We start from the raw sequence: 17,554 nt of genomic DNA, 5'->3' as shown, positions 1-17,554 counted from the left end.
GCTCAGGAGCGGAACCGGTGCGGCTAGCTAAGCAGCGAGCGTGTCGTGCGCATGGCTCCACGGTACGCGGGCCGGCCGAGCCGGGTAAAGGAAGTTCGTGGGTCCCTCCGACGGCGGGGCCGCGCGGGACGGCCCGCGCGGGGACCCGAGCGCCGGATCGGTCCGCCGCCAGCGAGGTCCGAGCCGGCGCTCGCGCCGGAGAGCGGGAGATCGTGGCTCGGCGTGCCCCCAGCGCACTCCGAACCACGGTCTCCCACCCGACGCGCCGGAGCTCGGCCCGCCCCCAGCGAGGTCCGAACTTCGTCCGCGTCGCAGCTAAGACGCGGGCACGTCCCGGATGTCACAGCACTTTTCGATGCATTCACATGTGGCCTGGATCACAGACCTACCGGATGAAATTGCATCGCGCGCGCTGAACGGTGCCCTGGGCACCCATTTCGGACGCCGAGATCGGCCCGAACCGGACGCCACAGAACAATCCGAAGAAATTTCCAGAAGTGCTGTGACATCCGGGCGACTCGCGCGTCTGGGCTGCATGGAACACACCGAGCACCCCGAACTCGTTCGTCTGGGCGCCCAGTACCTGCGCGCGTACGCGGAGGGCGATGCCGTCAACCTCTATCGCCTGGCCGACGCATGGGGGGCGAGCGACCTGATCGCCGCCACCTGCGAGGTCGCACTCGCGATCATCCACGCGACGTCCGGACCGCAGGGCCTCGACGCAGTATCGACCACGTTCGCGACCACCCGGAGGTGAGCACCTGATGGAGACGACCAGGCCCGCGCCCGAAACCACGTCGGAGGCCCAGCCGGCCGCGCCCCCCAGCGGCGCCGGCACGCCGTCCGATCACGCCGGAAAGTTGCACAAACGTGCATCTGTGGTGCGATCATTGCCGAGCGAGTCGAAACCGGACACTATGCGCAGAGGGGAACAGGTTCGCGTGACGACCACAGGTGACCTGCGGATTGACGACTGGGTGGTGCATCGCCCCAACGTCGTGCGCTCCGTCGCAGCACGCGTACCCGGCATCGACGCCGAGGAAGCCACCAGCCGCGCCCTCGAAAAGATGGTCCGGATCGTCTCCACCGGCGGCACCATCGACGACCCCGCCCCCTACTGGCGACGCGCAGCGGTCAACGAAGCCATCAGCATGACCCGCGAGGCCGGCCGCACCCACCCCGTCGAGGACGACACCCTCGACGGCCTGACACCCCCCGCCGCCGGCGCCGAGCTCGACGCCGAACGCGAAGCCGACGTCTCCATGCTCCGCACCGCCCTGTCCGACCTCGGCGACGACGACCGCAAGATCCTCCTGGACCGCCACGTCCACGACATGGCCGTCACCGACATCGCCACCGGCCTGGGCGTACGACCCCACGCCGTGACCATGCGCCTCCGCCGCGCCGAAGAACGCCTCGCCGGCGCGTTCGCCGCCGCCCACGCACAAACCGTCAACGAACCCGAGTGCCGCACCACCCGCGCCGCCATGCACGACTACCTCAAAGGCCGCCTCCTGCCGCGCCGGCAACGCCGCCTGGAAGTCCACATGGACAGCTGCGGCGAATGCACCCGCGCGTTCATCGACGTCCGCGAGGTCTCCTGGATGCTCCGCGACCTCGGACAACACCTCATCGCCGGCGGACTCCTCACCGGCACCGCCGCCGCGGGCGCGGCGGGTGCCGCCGGTACGACCAAGCCCCGGTTCGGCAAGAAGGAGGCCGCCGTCGCGGCGAGCGTGCTCGCCGCGCTCGCCATCGGCGGCAGCGCCGCGGCCCTGATCGCCCATCAGCTCGGCGACCCGCCCGTCCAGGCCACGGACGACGCCGGGGCAGCCGGCGAGGGTGGCGGCGCGGGCGGTGCCGGTGGCGGCGACGGTGCAGGCGGGGGCGGCGGCGACGGCACGGACTCGTCCGACACGCCGGAGAAGCCGCCGACGGACGAGAAGCCCCCGTCGATCCCGCCGACGGACCCGCAGCCGCGCCCCGCGACCACGCCCAAGGAGGACGGCGCTGCCGCGCCCGCCGACGCGCCGGTGATGGCCGAGCCGGCGCCGGAGCCGGACTCCGGCGGCACTCCCGCCGACGCCCCGAACCCGCCCGCGGACTCCGGGCCGGACCCCGACTCCGGGTCGGGCCCGGACGGCGGCTCGGACGAGCCGGACCCGCCCCAGGAGCCTACGGAGCCCGAGGAACCACCGACCGAGACGGAGCCGCCGGCCGAACCGCCGGAGGTGCCGGAGGAGCCTGAGGAGGAGACGCCGGGCCTGGGTACCGCCCTGGACGACCTGCTCGCCAGCCTCGGGCTCTCCGACCTGCCCGGCATCGATCTCGCGACGACCACGCTGGACGAGATCTGGCAGCTGCTCTTCGGCACGTTCTCGGACGCGGCCGACGACACAGAGTCGGCGACCGGGGACTGATGGTCGTGCGGGCCTCCCACGGGGCCCGTGTCCTCTCCTTGCTGTGCCGAGGCACAGGTGATCTGGGCGCCGGCCCAAGATCGTCCCGCCATCACGGGGGACCCTTCCATGCGCATGCATTCTTTGCGAGCATGCACGCCCGGGGGCACGCGCGTCGAGGTGCCACGGGGTGCCACGTCGCGTGCAGGAGGGGGGCCGCGTGACCGTCACGAGCGCCGACCTCGGCCTGTGGGCGGCACACCGCCGCGCCGTGGTGTTCACGGTGTCCCGGCGGGTGCCGGGCATCGACCCCGAGCTCGCGACGAGCTGCGGCCTGGAGCTGCTCTGCGCGGAGCTCCTCAAGGCCCGCGACCTCGCCGACCCCCTCGCGTACTGGAGCGCTGCATCCATCGAGGTGGCGCAGCGGATGGCCCGGGAGCAGGAGCTGGCCGCCGAGGGATCCGACGGCGCCGCCGACGTCGCGCCGCAGCACGCCCTCGACCTCGAGGTGCTGAACCTCGCGATGGAACGGCTGCCGGCGGGCGAGCAGCAGCTCCTCTGGGACCACCACGTGGGATCCCGGCCCGTGGCGGCGATCGCCGACGAGATCGGCGTGCTCCCCTACGCCGCCAAGCGGCGCCTGCGCCGGGCCGAGAACCGGCTCGCGAGCACCTTCGCCGAGACCCACACCGGCACGGCCCCCGACCTCGAGTGCCGGACCACCCGGGCCGCGCTGCACGACTTCGTCCGGAACCGCCTGCTGCCTCGCCGGCGGCAGCAGGTCGAGGACCACATGGTCGGATGCGCCGGCTGCACGCGCGCGTTCGTCGACGTCCGGGAGTCCTACTGGATGCTGCGCGCCGCGGCCCCGGCCCTGCTGCTCGGCGCTGCGGCATCGGCGGGTCCGGGCGCGACGGCCGGTGTCGCGGCCGGGGCGGGCGGCGCGGCCGCTTCCACCGCGGCGGGTGTGGCGGGCGCAGGTGCCACGGGTGCCGGAGGCTGGCTCAGCGCCGTGGGGGCCCGGGCCGTCGTGACCGCCCGGAGCGTCCTGACCGACCCGATGAGCCTGACCGCGACCGTCGCCGGCGGCCTGTTCGTCACCACGGCCGTCACCACCGGGGTCGCGGGCGGCATCGACGCCGCGGCGTCGCTCCCGGAGACCGGCATCGTCTCGGTCTTCGCGCCGGACGACACGGGACCCGCCGTCCGGCAGGCCGCGCAGCTCTCCCCGCGCACGGATCCGGCGAACGTCCCCGACCTGACGGATGTGACCCCGACGAGCCTCGCCCCTTCCGCCCGGGCGACGACGGTGGAGGAGGACGACGTCCCGCCGGGCCTCGCGAAGAAGGACGGCGTTCCGCCTGGTCAGGCGAAGAAGGACAAGGTCCCGCCTGGTCAGGCGAAGAAGGACGACGTCCCGCCTGGTCAGGCGAAGAAGGACGACGTCCCGCCTGGTCAGGCGAAGAAGGACGACGTCCCGCCCGGCCAGGCGAAGAAGGACGACGTCCCGCCCGGTCAAGCGAAGAAGGACGAGACCCCGCCGGAGCAGGAGAAGAAGGACGAGACCCCGCCGGAGCAGGAGAAGAAGGACGAGACCCCGCCGGAGCAGGAGAAGAAGCAGGGCAAGAAGGAGGAACCGCCCGGTCAGGCGCGCTCGAGGAGCACCAGGACCTCGTAGTGCGAGGTCTGCGGGAACATGTCGAGCAGCCGCGCCCGCACGGGCCGGAGCGACGGCATGGCGGCGAGGTCCGTGGCGAGCGTGGTCGCGTTGCAGCTCGAGTACAGGACGTGGTCGATCCCCGAGGTCTCCAACCAGTGCGCCAGGTCCGCGCCGATGCCTCGCCGAGGCGGGTTCACGATCACCATCTCGGGCAGGTCGGGACCCTGCGGCCCGACGGCGAACGCCGTCGCGTCACCCGCGGCGAAGGCGACGTCCCGAAACCGGTCCGCCTGGCCGCCGTCGCGCAGCCGCTCCACGGTGCCGGACGCCGCCACGACCGCCTCGGCGCTGATCTCGATGCCCGTGACGGACCGGCCCGGCGCGGAGCAGTGCAGCGCGAAGCCGCCCACCCCGCAGTAGAGGTCCCAGAGGCTGCGTGGGCCCACCTCGTCGACCCAGGAGCGCGCCTGCCGGTACAGCTCGGTCGCGACCGCCGTGTTGGTCTGGAAGAAGCTCTGCGGGCGCAGGTCCAGCGTGATGTCGTCGATGCGCATCGGGAGCGTGGTGCGCTCGGTCAGCGGGATCTCGAGGTCGCCCTCCAGCACCGCGGCGTGCGCGGGCTGGATGTTCGCCGACGCCACCGCCAGGGCCGGGAGCTCGGCCTGCAACCAGGCCAGGTGCTTGCGGATCCGCGCGATCGCCTCCTGCGAGCGCAGCACGAACCGGACCATGAGCTCGCCGTCCGGCGACAGCGTGACCAGGAGGTACTTGAGCTCCCCGCGCTGCTGGGCGCGCTTTCCCGCGCCCGAGACCTGGTAGGGCTCCAGGTTCGCGCGTGTGACGAACGTCGTGAGCGGGCCGAAGGACGCCTGGAGCGCCTCGGGGTAGAGGCCGCAGTCGGTCAGGTCCACGCCGTGTCCGGCTCGGTCGAGGATGCCTAGCACGGGCTCGGCGACCGTGCCGCTGACGACCATTTTTGCCTTGTTCCGGAAGGCGGACTCGACGCTGCGGACCGCAGGGAGCCAGGTGGTCCCGTCGGAGACCGGGTCGAGGAGGTCGGCGACGTGCCGCTCCTTGTCGAGCACCTGGGTGGGGTAGGCGATCTCCAGGAGGGTGCACGAGCGGCAGCGTCCGGCGTCGTAGTGAGGGCACTGCACTCCCCCATTATCCAGTGCCCGCGCGCCGCCGCGGTCGGCGGCGGCGCGCGGTCGCACCGGAAGGGACGGTCAGCCCTCGTACTCGAAGTGCCAGGGCTCCTCGCGCCCGGCGCCCTGGCGGGCCCACTCCGGGTGCACCCAGCCGAACTGCGGCCCGTTGGCGGCGAGCCACTCGTACTCGGGCTGGCCGAAGCGGAAGCCGTCGTCCACAGGTACGTCCACAGCGAGCGCCCAGCCGTGGTTGGAGGTGCCGGGCGCCGCGACCTGCCCGCTGCCGAACTCGTCGAGCGCCTGGAGCTGCCAGTCGTAGGGCCGGTAGCCGTACTCGATGCGCAGCGGCTTGCCCAGCTCCTCCTCGAACGCCGCGCCGAGCTTGCCCCAGGCCTCGGCCGCGTCACACCGGAGGTACTGGTCCTGCCCCTCGGGACCGACACCCACCAGGCAGAGGTCGGCCTGCGCGAGCCGGCCGTTGGAGTCGTCGGCGACCGCAGCGCGGGCGGCCCACGCGGCGTCCTCGAGCGCGACGCGCGCCGTCTCGCGCTGCTGGCCGAGGGCCTTCACGGAGTTCAGCTTGCTCGTGTTCACGCCGGCCGCGAGCGCCGCCTCGCCCTCGGCGCGGCGGGTGGCCAGGGCCGAGCGGACGCCGTCGGGCGCCCCTACCTCCGCCGTCCAGTCGAGCGTGTACGCGGAGTCCCGCACGGAGATCTTGAGCTGGTCCGTGACCGTGGCGAGCGACGCCTTGGCGTCCTCGAGCTGCTGGGCCGTGCTCGCGGCCTGGTCGGCCTCCGACTGGGCCTGCGCCTGGGCGTCCTTGCGGTCCTGCTGCCACTGGCGGTAGGAGGCCTGCACGTCCTTGATCGCCGCCGTGAGCGTGGTCGAGGCGGTGCGCATGGACATCGACCACTCGGTCGCCGCGGCCTCCAGGGCGTCGAGGTCCTCGGGCGTGTCGAGGCCGGGGGCGCCGACCTCGGGGATCGACGGCGCCTCCTGTGCGCCGAGCTCCTTGGCCTGTGTGACGTGTGCGGCCAGGGCGGTGCGCACGGCGTCGTCGGCCACGCGGCCCTCGGAGGCCGCGAGCGTCTTCTCCGCCGCCGCGACCTGCTCGGCCAGGCCCTCCTGGGCCGTGCGCCCCTCGTCGACCGCCTGCACGACGTCGGCGCGCGCGGTGCTGAGCTGGTCCTGGTCACGCTCGCCGCCGACGTGGACGAGCGCGAACGCGATGCTGCCGATCAGCGCGGCCGCGGCGGCGACCAGGAAGACGAAGAGCGGACGCATGGAGCCGCCGTCGGGCCGCCCACCCGCACCGCGCGGCGGGACGATGTCCGATCTACCCGACGACATGTCGGGCGTCGGCGCGGACCGTGCGGGCTTCGGCGCTTCCGCGGGGGCTGGTGCGGGCGAGGGCCCGGAGGATGTGGACGGCTCCACGTTGAGGGGCATGGCCCGCAGTTTGGCGAATCTCGGACGCGGGCGCTAGTTGCCTGCCCGCTCGGCGAGATTCTTCAGCTTGTTGACGTATGCGGCCATCTGGTCGCCCTGCCAGTCGGGGATGTTGGTGTTGCCGGCGTAGAGCCCGACGGACCGGTCGGTGAGCTCGCGCAGGATGTCCGCGTGACCGGCGTGCCGGGCGATCTCGTCCGTGACGTGCACGATGATCCGGAACAGCGTGACCTCGCCGTTCTTCCACCACGGAACGCGCCCGACGGTGCCCAGCGGGAGGGCGTCGATGGTCTCGTCGCAGAACGCCCAGGCCCGGCGGTAGAGGTCCACGACGGAGGCGACGGACTCGTCCTCGGTCGCGTACCAGTCGGCCTGCGGGTCCTTCTCCCAGTTCTCCTGCGAGACGATCTCCGCCTGGTTCGGCCAGGGCCGCCCGAAGCACTCCCCGAGGTAGCCGATCTCGATGTTGGCGCAGTGCTTCACGATGCCCAGCAGGTTGTTGCCCGAGGGCACCAGGGGCCAGCGCGCCTGCTTCTCCGTGAGGCCCTCGAGCTTCCACACGAGGGCCTCACGGGTCTCCTGGAGGTACTTCTTCAGGATCTGCTTCTGCTCGAGCTCTGCCGCGTCGCCCGCGGTCCCGTCGTTCGTCTGTGTCATGGGGACAGTGTGTCCCCCGCCACTGACGTTCAACGAGACTTTTGCACGCGGGCCCGCCGCTTCGGCTTCCGGTGGAGCCACCACTCGGCGAACAGGAGGTTCACGGCGAACGACACCCAGGCCGATGCGGCCGCCGCACCGGCGATCTCGGGCGAGCCGAACTGGATGTCCGGGTCCGTGAGCGCTCCGGGCACGTAGACCGCGATGAGGAACGTGGACCAGAACCGGTTGGTCACGATCGAGAAGGCCAGCGCGGTGCTCCGGACCATCCACTCCCGGTGGTCGCCGAACCGGTGCTGTCGTACCGCCCGGTAGCCGAGCAGGGTGAACGTCAGGAGCAGCGTGCCCATCATCGTGTTCGCGACCTGCTGCGCCACGCCGGCGCTCGGGAACTGGGCGACGACCAGCGCGGCGATGGCGGTCGGGATCGCGGACGCAACGTAGACGCGCCCGCTCCACCGGTGCACGCGGGGGTGGTGGGCCCGCAGCCACGGCCAGAGCTGCAGCACCGCGGCACACAGCATGACCGACCCCGTGAAGATGTGGGTCACGAGGGCCGGGTAGAACGCCGGACCCCGGTCGGTCGGGACCAGGGACTGCGCCGGGTCCAGGCCCACGTAGCGCGGCAGCGCAGTCGCCAGGAAGACCGCCGTGACCACGGCGAGGGGCGCGATCCAGGGCCGGCGCCACCAGCGAATGGCCCGGGTCGGCTCAGCGCCGGGCACGGAACGCCACCCCCGCCGCCACGGCGAACACGAGCCCGAGGCCCACGCACCAGGTGATCGCCAGCGCTGCGACACCGCCCGGGTCGGTGACCCCGGCGCCGGCGGCGTCGCCCGCGAGCAGCCCGCGCACCGTCTCGATCACCGGCGTGACCGGCTGGTGCTCCGCGAACCCGCGCAGCCAGCCCGGCAGCGTGTCGACGGGTACGAAAGCGCTGGACACGTAGGGCAGGAACATCACGAAGAACGAGAAGCCGCCGGCGGCGTCGGGCGAGCGGACAAGCACGCCCACGAGCGTGGCGAGCCAGGTGATCCAGCCGACGAAGAGCAGGATCATCCCCACCGCGGCGAGCCATTCCAGGGCCGTGGCCTCGGGCCGGAACCCGAGCAGGATCGAGACGCCGAAGACGATCGCGGTGGTGGCCAGGTTCTTCACCAGGCTCGCCACCACGTGCCCGGACAGCACGGTCCAGGAGCTCACGGGCATCGACCGGAGCCGGTCGACCATGCCGCCGGACATGTCGCGCTCGACCGCCATCGCCGTGTTCGCCGCGCCGAATCCGGCGGCGAGCAGGATCACGCCCGGGGTCACGTAGTTGATGTACTCCGTGCCGGTGTCGAGGGCCCCGCCGAACACGAGGACGAACATCAGCAGGATGATGACGGGCAGCACCACCGCGGTGATCATGGCGTCCGCGTCCCGTGAGACGAGGCGCAGGCCGCGGGTGGTCATGGTCGAGACGTCGCTCAGCACGTGGCTCATGCCGCCACCCCCGCCGTCCGGGCCGGCTGGTCGGCCTGGCCGGCGTGCCCGGTCAGGGTGAGGAAGACGTCGTCGAGGCTCGGCGCGCGCACCTCCCAGTGCTCGGGCGCCACGCCGGCGTCGTCGACCACGGACAGCACCGAGCGCACGTGCGCGACCGAGCCGTCGGTGGGTACGCGCACGCGGGCGCCGTCGACCGTGGCGCCCACGAGCGCGGGGACGACCCGTTCGACGTCGGCCGCGGCGGCGAAGGTGAGCTCGACGCCCGCCTCGCCCACCTGGCGCTTGAGCTGGGCCGGCGTGCCGTCGGCGACGATCCGGCCGCCGTCCACGAGCGCGACCCGCTGGGCGAGGCGGTCGGCCTCCTCGAGGTACTGGGTGGTCAGCAGCACGCTGGTGCCGTCGGCGACCACGCTCCGGACGACGTCCCACAGCGCCTGCCGCGACCGGGGGTCGAGCCCCGTGGTGGGCTCGTCGAGGAACATGACCCGGGGCCGGGTGAGCAGACCCGCGGCGAGGTCGAGCCGCCGTCGCATGCCGCCCGACCAGGTGCCGACGTGCCGGCTCGCGGCATCGGCGAGGTCGAACGCCGTGAGCAGCTCGGCCACCCGGTCCCGCACGACGCGGCGGGGCAGGTGGGCGAGCCGGCCCATCATCGTGAGGTTCTCGGCGCCCGACAGCTTGTCGTCGACGGCGACCTGCTGCCCCGTGAGGCTGATGATCTCGCGCACGCGCCGCGCGTCCCGCACCACGTCGAACCCGCCGACCGTGGCGCGGCCCGCGTCCGGCCGCAGCAGCGTGGACAGGATGCGGACGGTGGTGGTCTTGCCCGCACCGTTGGGGCCCAGCAGCGCGAGCACCGCGCCCTCCTGGAGCTCCAGGTCGAGCCCGTCCAGCACGGGCGGGCTCGTCGAGCCCTTTCTCCCGAAGGACTTGCCCAGTCCCTCGGCCGTGACGATCGCAGTCATGGTCCCTCTCCGATCCGGTTACTGTTTATGACCTACGCGTTTTAGTGTGGAGCGTAAACAGTATGCGGTCAAGAGAGTTTCGGGTCGGATCTCGCGACGCGGCAGGGGAGGATGAGCCGATGCACACCGACAACACGTCCGAAGCCGCCGGGCAGGCCCAGGAGCTGCCCGTCGTCGTGCAGCGCCTGTGGGGGGACGCGGCGCCGCGGCGCCGCGGGCCCAAGCCCGCGCTGTCCGTCGCGCAGATCGTGCAGGCCGCCATGGCCCTGGCCGACGCCGAGGGCCTCGCCGCCGTCTCGATGGCCCGGGTCGCCGAGGCCGTCGGCTACACGCCGATGGCTCTGTACCGGCACGTGTCCGGCAAGGACGAGCTGCTGATCCTCATGTCGGACGCCGTCGCGGCCGACCTGCCCGACGTCCCGGCGGACACCGGCTGGCGTGCCGGGCTGGAGGCCTGGACCCGGGCCCAGATCGACATGGCCCTGACCCGGCGGTGGATGCTGGAACTGCCGCTGTCGGCCACTCCGCCCGGTCCCAACCGGGTGCGCTGGATCGACCAGGCCTTCGGCGTACTTCAGGACGTCGACCTGCCGGCCGACGAGAAGCTGGGCATCGTCGGCCTGCTCGCCCAGCACGTCCTGGGCGAGGCCCGCGTGCACGTCGAGACCCACCGCGCCGCCGCGCAGAAGGTGCGGCACGACGCCGGGGTGCCCGACGACACCCCCGAGGCCGAGCTCGACCCGGCCGCGATCGAGGCGGCCAACCCCTATGCGGACTTCGAGACGGTGCTCGGCCGGTACGCAGGTCCGGCGACGTACCCGAACCTGTTCGCCGCGTTCACCTCGTCGCCCGGGACGGCGATCGCGTCGCCCGCCGACGACGACATCTCGTTCGGCATCACCGTGGTGCTCGACGGGATCGAGGCCTACCTCCGACGCCGGGGCGCGATCGGCGACGCCGCCTCCTGAGACCCTCGGCACGGGACTGCAACGGTCCTGGCGCGACCACAGGCAGCGGATTTCGGACGTCGTGCACAGTCAGACGGCCGGCCGGTGCGGAGGGTCGGCGACGTGAGACAGAGTGGTGCCGTGACCAGTGACCACGTGACAGAGATCAGGACGGCGGCGGACGACGGCGCCGCCCCGGCAGTGCGCTGCTTCGGCGACGGCGACCCGCTCTACTCCGCTTACCACGACGACGAGTGGGGCGTACCCGTGCACGGCGAGGCCGCCCTGCTGGAGCGGATCGCCCTGGAGGGCTTCCAGTCCGGGCTCTCCTGGATCACCGTGCTGCGCAAGCGCCCGGCGTTCCGCGAGGTCTTCGACGGCTTCGACCCGGAGCGCGTCGCGGCGTTCGGACCGGACGACGTCGAGCGCCTGCTCGGCGACGCCCGCATCATCCGGAACCGCATGAAGATCGAGGCCACCGTCGACAACGCACGCGCGGTGGTCGCGCTGCACGACTCCGGGCGCACGCTCGACGAGCTGATCTGGTCGTTCGTCCCGGACCCGGCCCTCCAGGTGCGGCACGCCACGTTCGGCGACGTCCCCGCGTGGACGGCGGAGTCCAAGGCCCTGAGCAAGGCGCTCAAGAAGGAGGGTTTCCGGTTCGTCGGCCCCACCACGGCGTACGCGGCCATGCAGGCGTGCGGCCTGGTGGACGACCACCTGGCGACGTGCCCGGTGGTGCTCGGCCGGGCACGTGCCGGGGACGCCGGGTCGGCCGGCTGAGGGTCACAGGTCGGCGCAGGGCTCCACGACGGGGAGCACGGCGTCGCGCACCCACGCGGCGAGCGACGTGCCCGGCGGCCGCAGGATCACGGTGTCCACGCCGTGGCCGGCGAAGCCCCGCATCTCCTCGACGAAGGCGGCGGTGTCGTCCGGGCCGATCGGCCGCCCGCGGTGCAGCATCGTGATGCGGATGCCGGCGGGGTCGCGCCCGACGTCGTCGCAGTGCCGGTGCAGCACGTCGAGCAGGTGGCGCAGCCGTTCCGGCGTCTCGGCGAACAGGTTGCACGCGTCCGCGTACTGCGCCACGAGCCGGAGGGTCTTCCGCTCGCCGGAACCGCCGATCATGATCTCCGGACCCGACAGCGGCGGCGGCGAGCACAGCGTCTCGGCCAGCTGGAAGTGCTTGCCCTCGAACGGGCCGTTCTCCTCCGGGTCGTACATCTGTCGGGCGATCCGAACGGTCTCCTCGAGCATCTCGAACCGCTCCTTGACCGGCGGGAACGGCACGCCGAGCCCCGCGTGCTCCTTGTCGTACCAGGCGGCGCCGATGCCGTAGGTGGCGCGCCCGCCCGAGACCACGTCGAGCGACGCCACGATCTTGGCCAGCAGACCGGGGTACCGGTACGTGACGCCGGTGACCAGGGCGCCGAGCTGCGCCCGCTCGGTCACGCCGGCCAGGTAGCCCAGCGTCGTGTACGCCTCCAGCATCGGGTCCGACGCCGGGAACCCCTGGTGCTCCATCTGGAAGTAGTGGTCCATCACCGAGATCCACGAGACGCCGCCGTCGTCGGCATACCGGGCGGCGTCCGCCAGCTCGGTCCGCATCCGGGCGGGCTCCATCGAGTCGAAACGCATGAAGTGGGTGCCGATTCGCATGCCTCGATCCTCCTCCGCCGACGCGGGGCGTCAAGCGCGGGGCGTGGAGCGGTCAGACGCCGGTGGGGGCCAGCTCGTCCGCACGGCCGAGGACGCACGCCACGAGCCAGGTGATCGACTCGGCCGTCTCCCGCGGGGACGCCGTCGGCTGCATGACGTGGCTCAGCGCGGACCGCACCACGATGTCGATGACCGCCGCGATCCGCTCCGGACCCAGATCGATCTCGTACTGGTCCACCCGGTCCTGGACGACCACCTTGACGGTGCCGAGCAGGGCCTCCGAGTGCGTGGTGAGCAGCGGCAGCAGCTCGGTGTCGGCGCCGTGGGTCGCCGAGACCACCGCGCGCAGCAGCGCGTTCCCCTCGGCGAACGTGAGCGTGCTCTCCACCGCGTCGCGGATCGCGGGCAGCAGGTCGCCGGGGTGCCGGTCGAAGGCCTCGACGATCCGGAAGATGAACTGCGCCGACTCGGTGAGCACCATCGCCTCGGCCAGGTCGTCGCGGCTGCCGACGGCGTTGTAGACCGTCTGGCGGCTCACGCCGGCCTCGGTCGCGAGGCGGCCCATCGTCACCTTGGACCAGCCGTCCGCACAGGTCAGACGCGCGGCAGCACCGATGATCCGACTCCGGTTGGAGATCGGGTCGTCGTCGTTCGCGGCGGTCGCCTCGGCCATGGCCCGATCCTAGGCAACGGGTGAACTTTCGGGCCGATCGGGCGTCCTCGACACGGCATATTTCACCCGCTCTTCATTTCGCCCTGCGGAGCGGCGGCCCGGTGCGGCTGCGCCACCTCCCGCGCCGGTAACCCCCTAGAGTGGCGGGCATGGACCAAGAGGAACGCCTGGCAGTCTTCATCGACTACGAGAACCTGGCGCTCGGCGCCCGGGAGCACCTGGGCGGGATGCAGTTCGACTTCGGCCCGATCGCCGACGCGCTCGCCGTGCGCGGCCGGGTGGTCGCGCGCCGGGCGTACGCCGACTGGTCGTACTTCGACGAGGACCGGCGCATGCTCACGCGCCACCAGGTCGAGCTCATCGAGATGACGCAGCGCATGGGGGCCTCCCGCAAGAACGCCGCCGACATCAAGATGGTGGTCGACGCCATCGAGATGGCCTTCGAGCGCGACTACATCTCCACGTTCGTCATGTGCACGGGCGACAGCGACTTCTCGCCGCTCGTCCACAAGCTGCGCGAGCTGAACAAGCGCGTCATCGGCGTGGGCGTCGAGAAGTCGACGTCGCGCCTGCTGCCGGCCGCGTGCGACGAGTTCCTCTTCTACGACCGGCTCGAGGGCGTCGAGGTGCCCGACGAGGACCAGGGCGCCCCCGCCCCGAAGCGCGGCTCGCGCACCCGCAAGACGAGCACGACGGAACGCGCCGCCGCGCAGAAGGCGCCCGCCGCCTCGCGCCGCGCGAAGGCCGCCGAGGCGGTCGCGGAGGCCGTCGCCGGAACGACGTCGCCCGAGGCCGCGGCCGAGCCCGAGACGCCGGCCGAACCCGAGGCGAAGCCCGCGACTACCCGCCGGCGCAAGAAGGCGGAGCCCGCGCCGGCCCCCGTGGACGTCGCGCCCGAGGCCGAGCCGGACGTCGACGTCGCCGAGCAGGACGACGCCCCGGCGGCGGACGACGTGCCCATGGAGGTGCGTGTGGCACAGACCCTCGGCGACCTCCAGTCCTCGACCAGCGGCCCCGTCACCGCGTCCGCCCTCAAGCGGACGCTGCTGCGCAAGGACGCCACGTTCAGCGAGTCGGACTACGGCTTCCGCACGTTCGGCGAGTTCCTGCGGTTCCTCGCGGACCGCGGGTTCGTCGAGCTGGCCCCGGGCCCGTCCGCGGGCGACCCCGAGGTCTCACTGCCGGAGCAGGGCGACACCGACGCAGCGTTCGCGCTGCTGCGTGACGTGGTGCAGGAGTCGAACGGCTCGGCGGCCCTGTCGGGGCTGAAGAACGCCGTGCGCAAGCGGCGCCCGGACTTCTCCGAGAAGGCGCTCGGCTTCCGCGGGTTCCTCCAGTTCGCGAAGGCGGCGGAGACCGCGGGCACGGTGTCCCTGGCCTGGGACGACGACGCGGACGACTACCTGGTGACCGCCTCCTCCTGACCGGAACCCACGGGGCTCGGGCAGCCGCTCGGGCGGCTCCCGAGCAGCCCGGAGCGGGGCCTAGTCCGCGTCCCGGTCGTCGAGGACACCCGGGACGGACGCGAGACGGTCGGCGAGCTCGTCCCCGTCCCGGCCCGCGACGGTCGGCACCCGCTCGGCGGTCGGCACCCGCTCACCGGCGAGGGCCGCCGTCGTCGGGCCGGCGTGCGAACCGTTCCCCACGTGCGGGGCGTTCCCGGCGAGCACCTGCTGCCCGCCGGTGAGCTGCCGGATCGCGACGACCCGCACCCGGTCGGGGCGACGGCGTGCGACGTCCTCGTAGATCTCGACGTCGTGCTGGCCGTCGTCGCCGATGAGCACCCAGCGCACGTGCGGGAACCACGACATGAGCAGGTCGAGGCTGGCCCGCTTGTGGGCCTGGCCGCTGCGGAACCACCCGGTGAGCGTCGGCCCCCAGTCGGTGAGGAGCAGCGGGCCCGGCGGGTAGGCGTGCCGCGAGAGGAACGCGCGCAGGGTGCCCGCGGTGTTCCAGGCACCGGTCGAGAGGTAGAAGAACGGCGCGTCGGGGTGCGCCCGCTGGAGCGTCCGGTACAGCTCGGGCATGCCCGGCACGGCGCGTCGCGCGCTGGAGTGCCGCACGAACGTGTTCCACGCCGCGAGCAGCGGCCGGGGCACGGCGGTGACCATCGTCGTGTCGTCGATGTCGCTGACCACGCCGGTCCGCGGGCGCTCGTCGAGCACCCGGAGCGGGGCCTCGGCCTCGGCCGGTTCCGGCCCGTCGAGGCAGGTCAGCAGGGCCGTGTGCCAGCCGTCGGACAGCGGGGCGTCCGTGGGGTGCTCGACGTCGACGTAGCCGGCCCGGTCACTCGTCACCTCGGAGGAACCGCCGCCCACCTGGAGCCGCACCCGGCGGTGGGGCGCGGGCACGGTGAGGAAGTGCCGGAACCCGCGCCGGCCGGCCCGGAGGGCGTCACGGTTCGGGGTGCCGGGCCGCCGCGGTGAGAGCACCACGCGGGCGAGCACCCGGACCCGGTCCGGCGTGCCGTACCCGGCGTAGGCCTCCAGACGGGGACGCCAGCCCGCGCGGACGAGCACCCACCCCGCCGCGGCGTAGAGGTGGTCCTCCACGACCGCGGCGAGGTGCGGGCGCTGCGACGGGTGCGGGGTCGGAGTGGCCATCACCCGATTGTTGCCTACTACTGACCGCCCATGCCCGTGGTCGCGACACCCTGGACGATGCGGCGCTGGAACAGCATGAACACCACGAGCAGGGGCAGCGCCGCGATCATCGCGGAGGCCATGTTCTGCGCGTACTGCACGCCGTAGGCGTTCTTCACGGTGGACAGGCCGACGGGCAGCGTCATGAACTGCGGGTCGGTGGTGACGATGAACGGCCACAGGAAGTTGTTCCAGGCGCCGATGAACACGAAGATCGCCACGGCCACGAGGATCGACCGCGAGAGCGGCAGGACGATGGTCCAGAACAGCCGCCAGGTGCCCGCCCCGTCGATGCGGGCGGCATCGAGCAGCTCGCTCGGGATGGCGTCGAAGAACCGCTTGAGGATGAACACCATCACGGGCGCCACGACCTGCGGAAGGACGATGCCCGCGAACGTGTCCACGAGGCCCATGACCTGCATCTGCCGGAACAGCGGCACGATGAGGATCTGGCCGGGCATCATGATCGACGCGATCGTGAGCCACTGGAGCAGTCTCCGGCCCTTGAACACCGTCTGCGAGAACGCGAAGGCGGCCATCGCGGAGATCAGCACGGTCAGGAGGGTGACCAGCCCGGCGACGACGAGGCTGTTCCACATCCAGATCAGCAGGTCGCTGTTGCTGAGCACCTGCTGGTAGGCGTCGAGCGTCCAGCCCATGGTGGGCCACCACGACGCCGGCAGCGCCGCCTCGGCCTCGTGCTTGAAGCTGGTGACCGCACCCCAGGCCACGGGGAGCAGCCAGAGGGCGGCGAGGACGACGAGGGCGGCCAGGGAGGCGACACGCACCCAGGGCGAGGGCCCGATCGTCAGCTTGGTGAGGGCCCGGTTCTCGGCGCGCTCCAGCTGCGCCTTGGTCCGGCGGTCGGCGACCAGTTCGGCGACGGACACGTCAGGCCTCCTTCCTGGACGGCAGGAGCCGCACCAGTGCGAACACGAGAATCAGGGCGAAGAACACGTACGAGATCGCGGAGGCGTACCCGAGCCGGTAGTTGGTGAAGCCGGTGTCGTAGACGTACTCCAGGATCGGCCGCGTGCTCCCGTTCGGGCCGCCCGCGGTGAGCAGGTAGATCTGGTCGAACACCTTGAGCGACGCGAGGAGCTGCAGCACCACGATGACGCCGGTGATGTTGCGCAGCTGCGGCAGGGTGATGGAGAAGAGCCGGCGCCAGCCGCCCGCGCCGTCGATCGTCGCGGCCTCGTACTGCTGCTGGGGGATCCCCTGCAGGGCGGCCAGGTAGAGCAGGAAGTTGAACCCGACGGTCCACCAGACGGTGACGGCGGCGATGGAGAACATCGCCACGTTCTCGTCGGTGAGCCAGCCCACGGGCTGGAGCCCGAGCGCGGCGAACCACGTGTCGAGCAGGCCGATGTCGGGCTGGAACAGCCAGCTGCTCAGCGCGGACACGACGGCGCTCGTCAGCAGGTACGGCGCGAAGAACGACATGCGCCACACCCACTGGCCGGGCAGGCCCGTGTGCACGAGCAGCGCCATCACCAGGGCGACGACCACCAGCGGGACGGTGCTGAGCACCGTGAACCAGACGGTGTGCCACAGCGTCTGCCAGACCTGGGGGTCACTGAAGGCCTCGGCGTAGTTGGCGAAGCCGATGAACTCGGAGCCGGTGCCCGTGAGGCTCTGGTTCGTGAAGCTCATCCACAGGCCGTACAGCGTCGGCAGCAGCAGGAACAGGCCGGTCGCCACCGCGAACGGCGCGACGAAGAGGTAGCCGGACTTGTCCCGCTCACGCAGGGACTTGCCGGTCGAGGCGGTGCGGGTACCGGACCCGGAACGGCCGGAGGATTTCCGCGAGTCGGGCAGGGCCCGCCCGGGGGGCGCCGTGACGCCGGCGTTCGAGACAGTCATC

At 72.3% G+C, this 17,554-nt stretch carries 17 protein-coding genes; 6 read left to right on the top strand and 11 right to left on the bottom strand.

What is annotated here, in order from left to right; translation table 11 throughout:
* Positions 1 to 367: 367 nt before the first annotated feature.
* From ACZ7LE_RS00980 to ACZ7LE_RS00970, 3 genes are all read left to right on the top strand, one after another.
* Positions 368 to 757: a hypothetical protein gene (locus ACZ7LE_RS00980; protein WP_470401539.1), complete on the top strand. Its 390-nt coding sequence runs from the start codon at positions 368 to 370 to the stop codon at positions 755 to 757.
* 184 nt (positions 758 to 941) lie between these two features.
* Positions 942 to 2,420 carry an RNA polymerase sigma factor gene (locus ACZ7LE_RS00975; protein WP_470401538.1) on the top strand — a complete coding sequence of 493 codons (1,479 nt, stop codon included), beginning with the start codon at positions 942 to 944 and terminating at the stop codon, positions 2,418 to 2,420.
* A gap of 199 nt (positions 2,421 to 2,619) precedes the next feature.
* Positions 2,620 to 4,077, top strand: a complete 1,458-nt coding sequence (locus tag ACZ7LE_RS00970) for a sigma-70 family RNA polymerase sigma factor (protein ID WP_470401537.1) — start codon at positions 2,620 to 2,622, stop codon at positions 4,075 to 4,077.
* Here ACZ7LE_RS00970 and rlmC read toward each other — a convergent pair.
* The 6 genes from rlmC to ACZ7LE_RS00940 form a co-directional block, all read right to left on the bottom strand.
* Positions 4,044 to 5,216, bottom strand: a complete 1,173-nt coding sequence (gene rlmC / locus ACZ7LE_RS00965; protein WP_470401536.1) for a 23S rRNA (uracil(747)-C(5))-methyltransferase RlmC — start codon at positions 5,214 to 5,216, stop codon at positions 4,044 to 4,046. The genes ACZ7LE_RS00970 and rlmC overlap by 34 nt on opposite strands.
* 69 nt (positions 5,217 to 5,285) lie before the next feature.
* Positions 5,286 to 6,491 (bottom strand): M15 family metallopeptidase, encoded by a 1,206-nt coding sequence (locus ACZ7LE_RS00960; protein WP_470401535.1) that lies wholly within the window; start codon positions 6,489 to 6,491, stop codon positions 5,286 to 5,288.
* 198 nt (positions 6,492 to 6,689) lie between these two features.
* Positions 6,690 to 7,313, bottom strand: coding sequence for a DinB family protein (locus ACZ7LE_RS00955; protein WP_470401534.1), 624 nt, complete (start codon positions 7,311 to 7,313; stop codon positions 6,690 to 6,692).
* A 29-nt stretch (positions 7,314 to 7,342) separates the two neighbouring features.
* On the bottom strand, positions 7,343 to 8,038 hold the full coding sequence (locus ACZ7LE_RS00950) for a DUF2306 domain-containing protein (protein WP_470401533.1): 696 nt from the start codon (positions 8,036 to 8,038) through the stop codon (positions 7,343 to 7,345).
* On the bottom strand, positions 8,025 to 8,798 hold the full coding sequence (locus ACZ7LE_RS00945) for an ABC transporter permease (RefSeq protein WP_470401532.1): 774 nt from the start codon (positions 8,796 to 8,798) through the stop codon (positions 8,025 to 8,027). The genes ACZ7LE_RS00950 and ACZ7LE_RS00945 overlap by 14 nt, the downstream gene beginning before the upstream one ends.
* Entirely contained in the window at positions 8,795 to 9,766 is a 972-nt protein-coding gene (locus ACZ7LE_RS00940) for an ATP-binding cassette domain-containing protein (RefSeq protein WP_470401531.1), read from the bottom strand. Before ACZ7LE_RS00940 ends, ACZ7LE_RS00945 begins: the two co-directional genes overlap by 4 nt.
* Before the next feature lie 119 nt (positions 9,767 to 9,885).
* On the opposite strand from ACZ7LE_RS00940, the gene ACZ7LE_RS00935 reads away from it, so the two are divergent.
* Positions 9,886 to 10,734, top strand: a complete 849-nt coding sequence (locus ACZ7LE_RS00935) for a TetR/AcrR family transcriptional regulator (RefSeq protein ID WP_470401530.1) — start codon at positions 9,886 to 9,888, stop codon at positions 10,732 to 10,734.
* Positions 10,735 to 10,854: 120 nt separating this feature from the next.
* Positions 10,855 to 11,496: a DNA-3-methyladenine glycosylase I gene (locus ACZ7LE_RS00930; RefSeq protein WP_470401529.1), complete on the top strand. Its 642-nt coding sequence runs from the start codon at positions 10,855 to 10,857 to the stop codon at positions 11,494 to 11,496.
* A gap of 3 nt (positions 11,497 to 11,499) precedes the next feature.
* Here the strand turns inward: ACZ7LE_RS00930 and ACZ7LE_RS00925 are convergent, their stop codons facing one another.
* Together ACZ7LE_RS00925 and ACZ7LE_RS00920 are read right to left on the bottom strand one after the other, a co-directional pair.
* Positions 11,500 to 12,372 (bottom strand): LLM class F420-dependent oxidoreductase, encoded by an 873-nt coding sequence (locus ACZ7LE_RS00925; RefSeq protein ID WP_470401528.1) that lies wholly within the window; start codon positions 12,370 to 12,372, stop codon positions 11,500 to 11,502.
* Positions 12,373 to 12,424: 52 nt separating this feature from the next.
* Positions 12,425 to 13,045 (bottom strand): TetR/AcrR family transcriptional regulator, encoded by a 621-nt coding sequence (locus ACZ7LE_RS00920; protein WP_470401527.1) that lies wholly within the window; start codon positions 13,043 to 13,045, stop codon positions 12,425 to 12,427.
* Positions 13,046 to 13,194: 149 nt separating this feature from the next.
* Between ACZ7LE_RS00920 and ACZ7LE_RS00915 the strand changes: the two genes are divergently transcribed.
* Positions 13,195 to 14,469 (top strand): NYN domain-containing protein, encoded by a 1,275-nt coding sequence (locus ACZ7LE_RS00915; protein WP_470401526.1) that lies wholly within the window; start codon positions 13,195 to 13,197, stop codon positions 14,467 to 14,469.
* A 60-nt stretch (positions 14,470 to 14,529) separates the two neighbouring features.
* Here the strand turns inward: ACZ7LE_RS00915 and ACZ7LE_RS00910 are convergent, their stop codons facing one another.
* From ACZ7LE_RS00910 to ACZ7LE_RS00900, 3 genes are read right to left on the bottom strand one after another with little or no spacing between them, the layout of a single operon-like run.
* Positions 14,530 to 15,648: an App1 family protein gene (locus tag ACZ7LE_RS00910; RefSeq protein WP_470401525.1), complete on the bottom strand. Its 1,119-nt coding sequence runs from the start codon at positions 15,646 to 15,648 to the stop codon at positions 14,530 to 14,532.
* A gap of 17 nt (positions 15,649 to 15,665) precedes the next feature.
* On the bottom strand, positions 15,666 to 16,577 hold the full coding sequence (locus tag ACZ7LE_RS00905; protein ID WP_470401524.1) for a carbohydrate ABC transporter permease: 912 nt from the start codon (positions 16,575 to 16,577) through the stop codon (positions 15,666 to 15,668).
* Position 16,578: 1 nt separating this feature from the next.
* The gene (locus tag ACZ7LE_RS00900) at positions 16,579 to 17,553 is read right to left on the bottom strand and encodes a carbohydrate ABC transporter permease (protein ID WP_470401523.1); all 975 of its coding nucleotides are present in this window, start codon (positions 17,551 to 17,553) and stop codon (positions 16,579 to 16,581) included.
* Between the last annotated feature and the right edge of the window lies 1 nt (position 17,554).

It is taken from the genome of Promicromonospora sp. NPDC110617 (assembly GCF_055598465.1).
The sequence above is the reverse complement of the archived record's forward strand: the minus strand, read 5'-3'. Positions and strand labels throughout refer to the sequence as shown.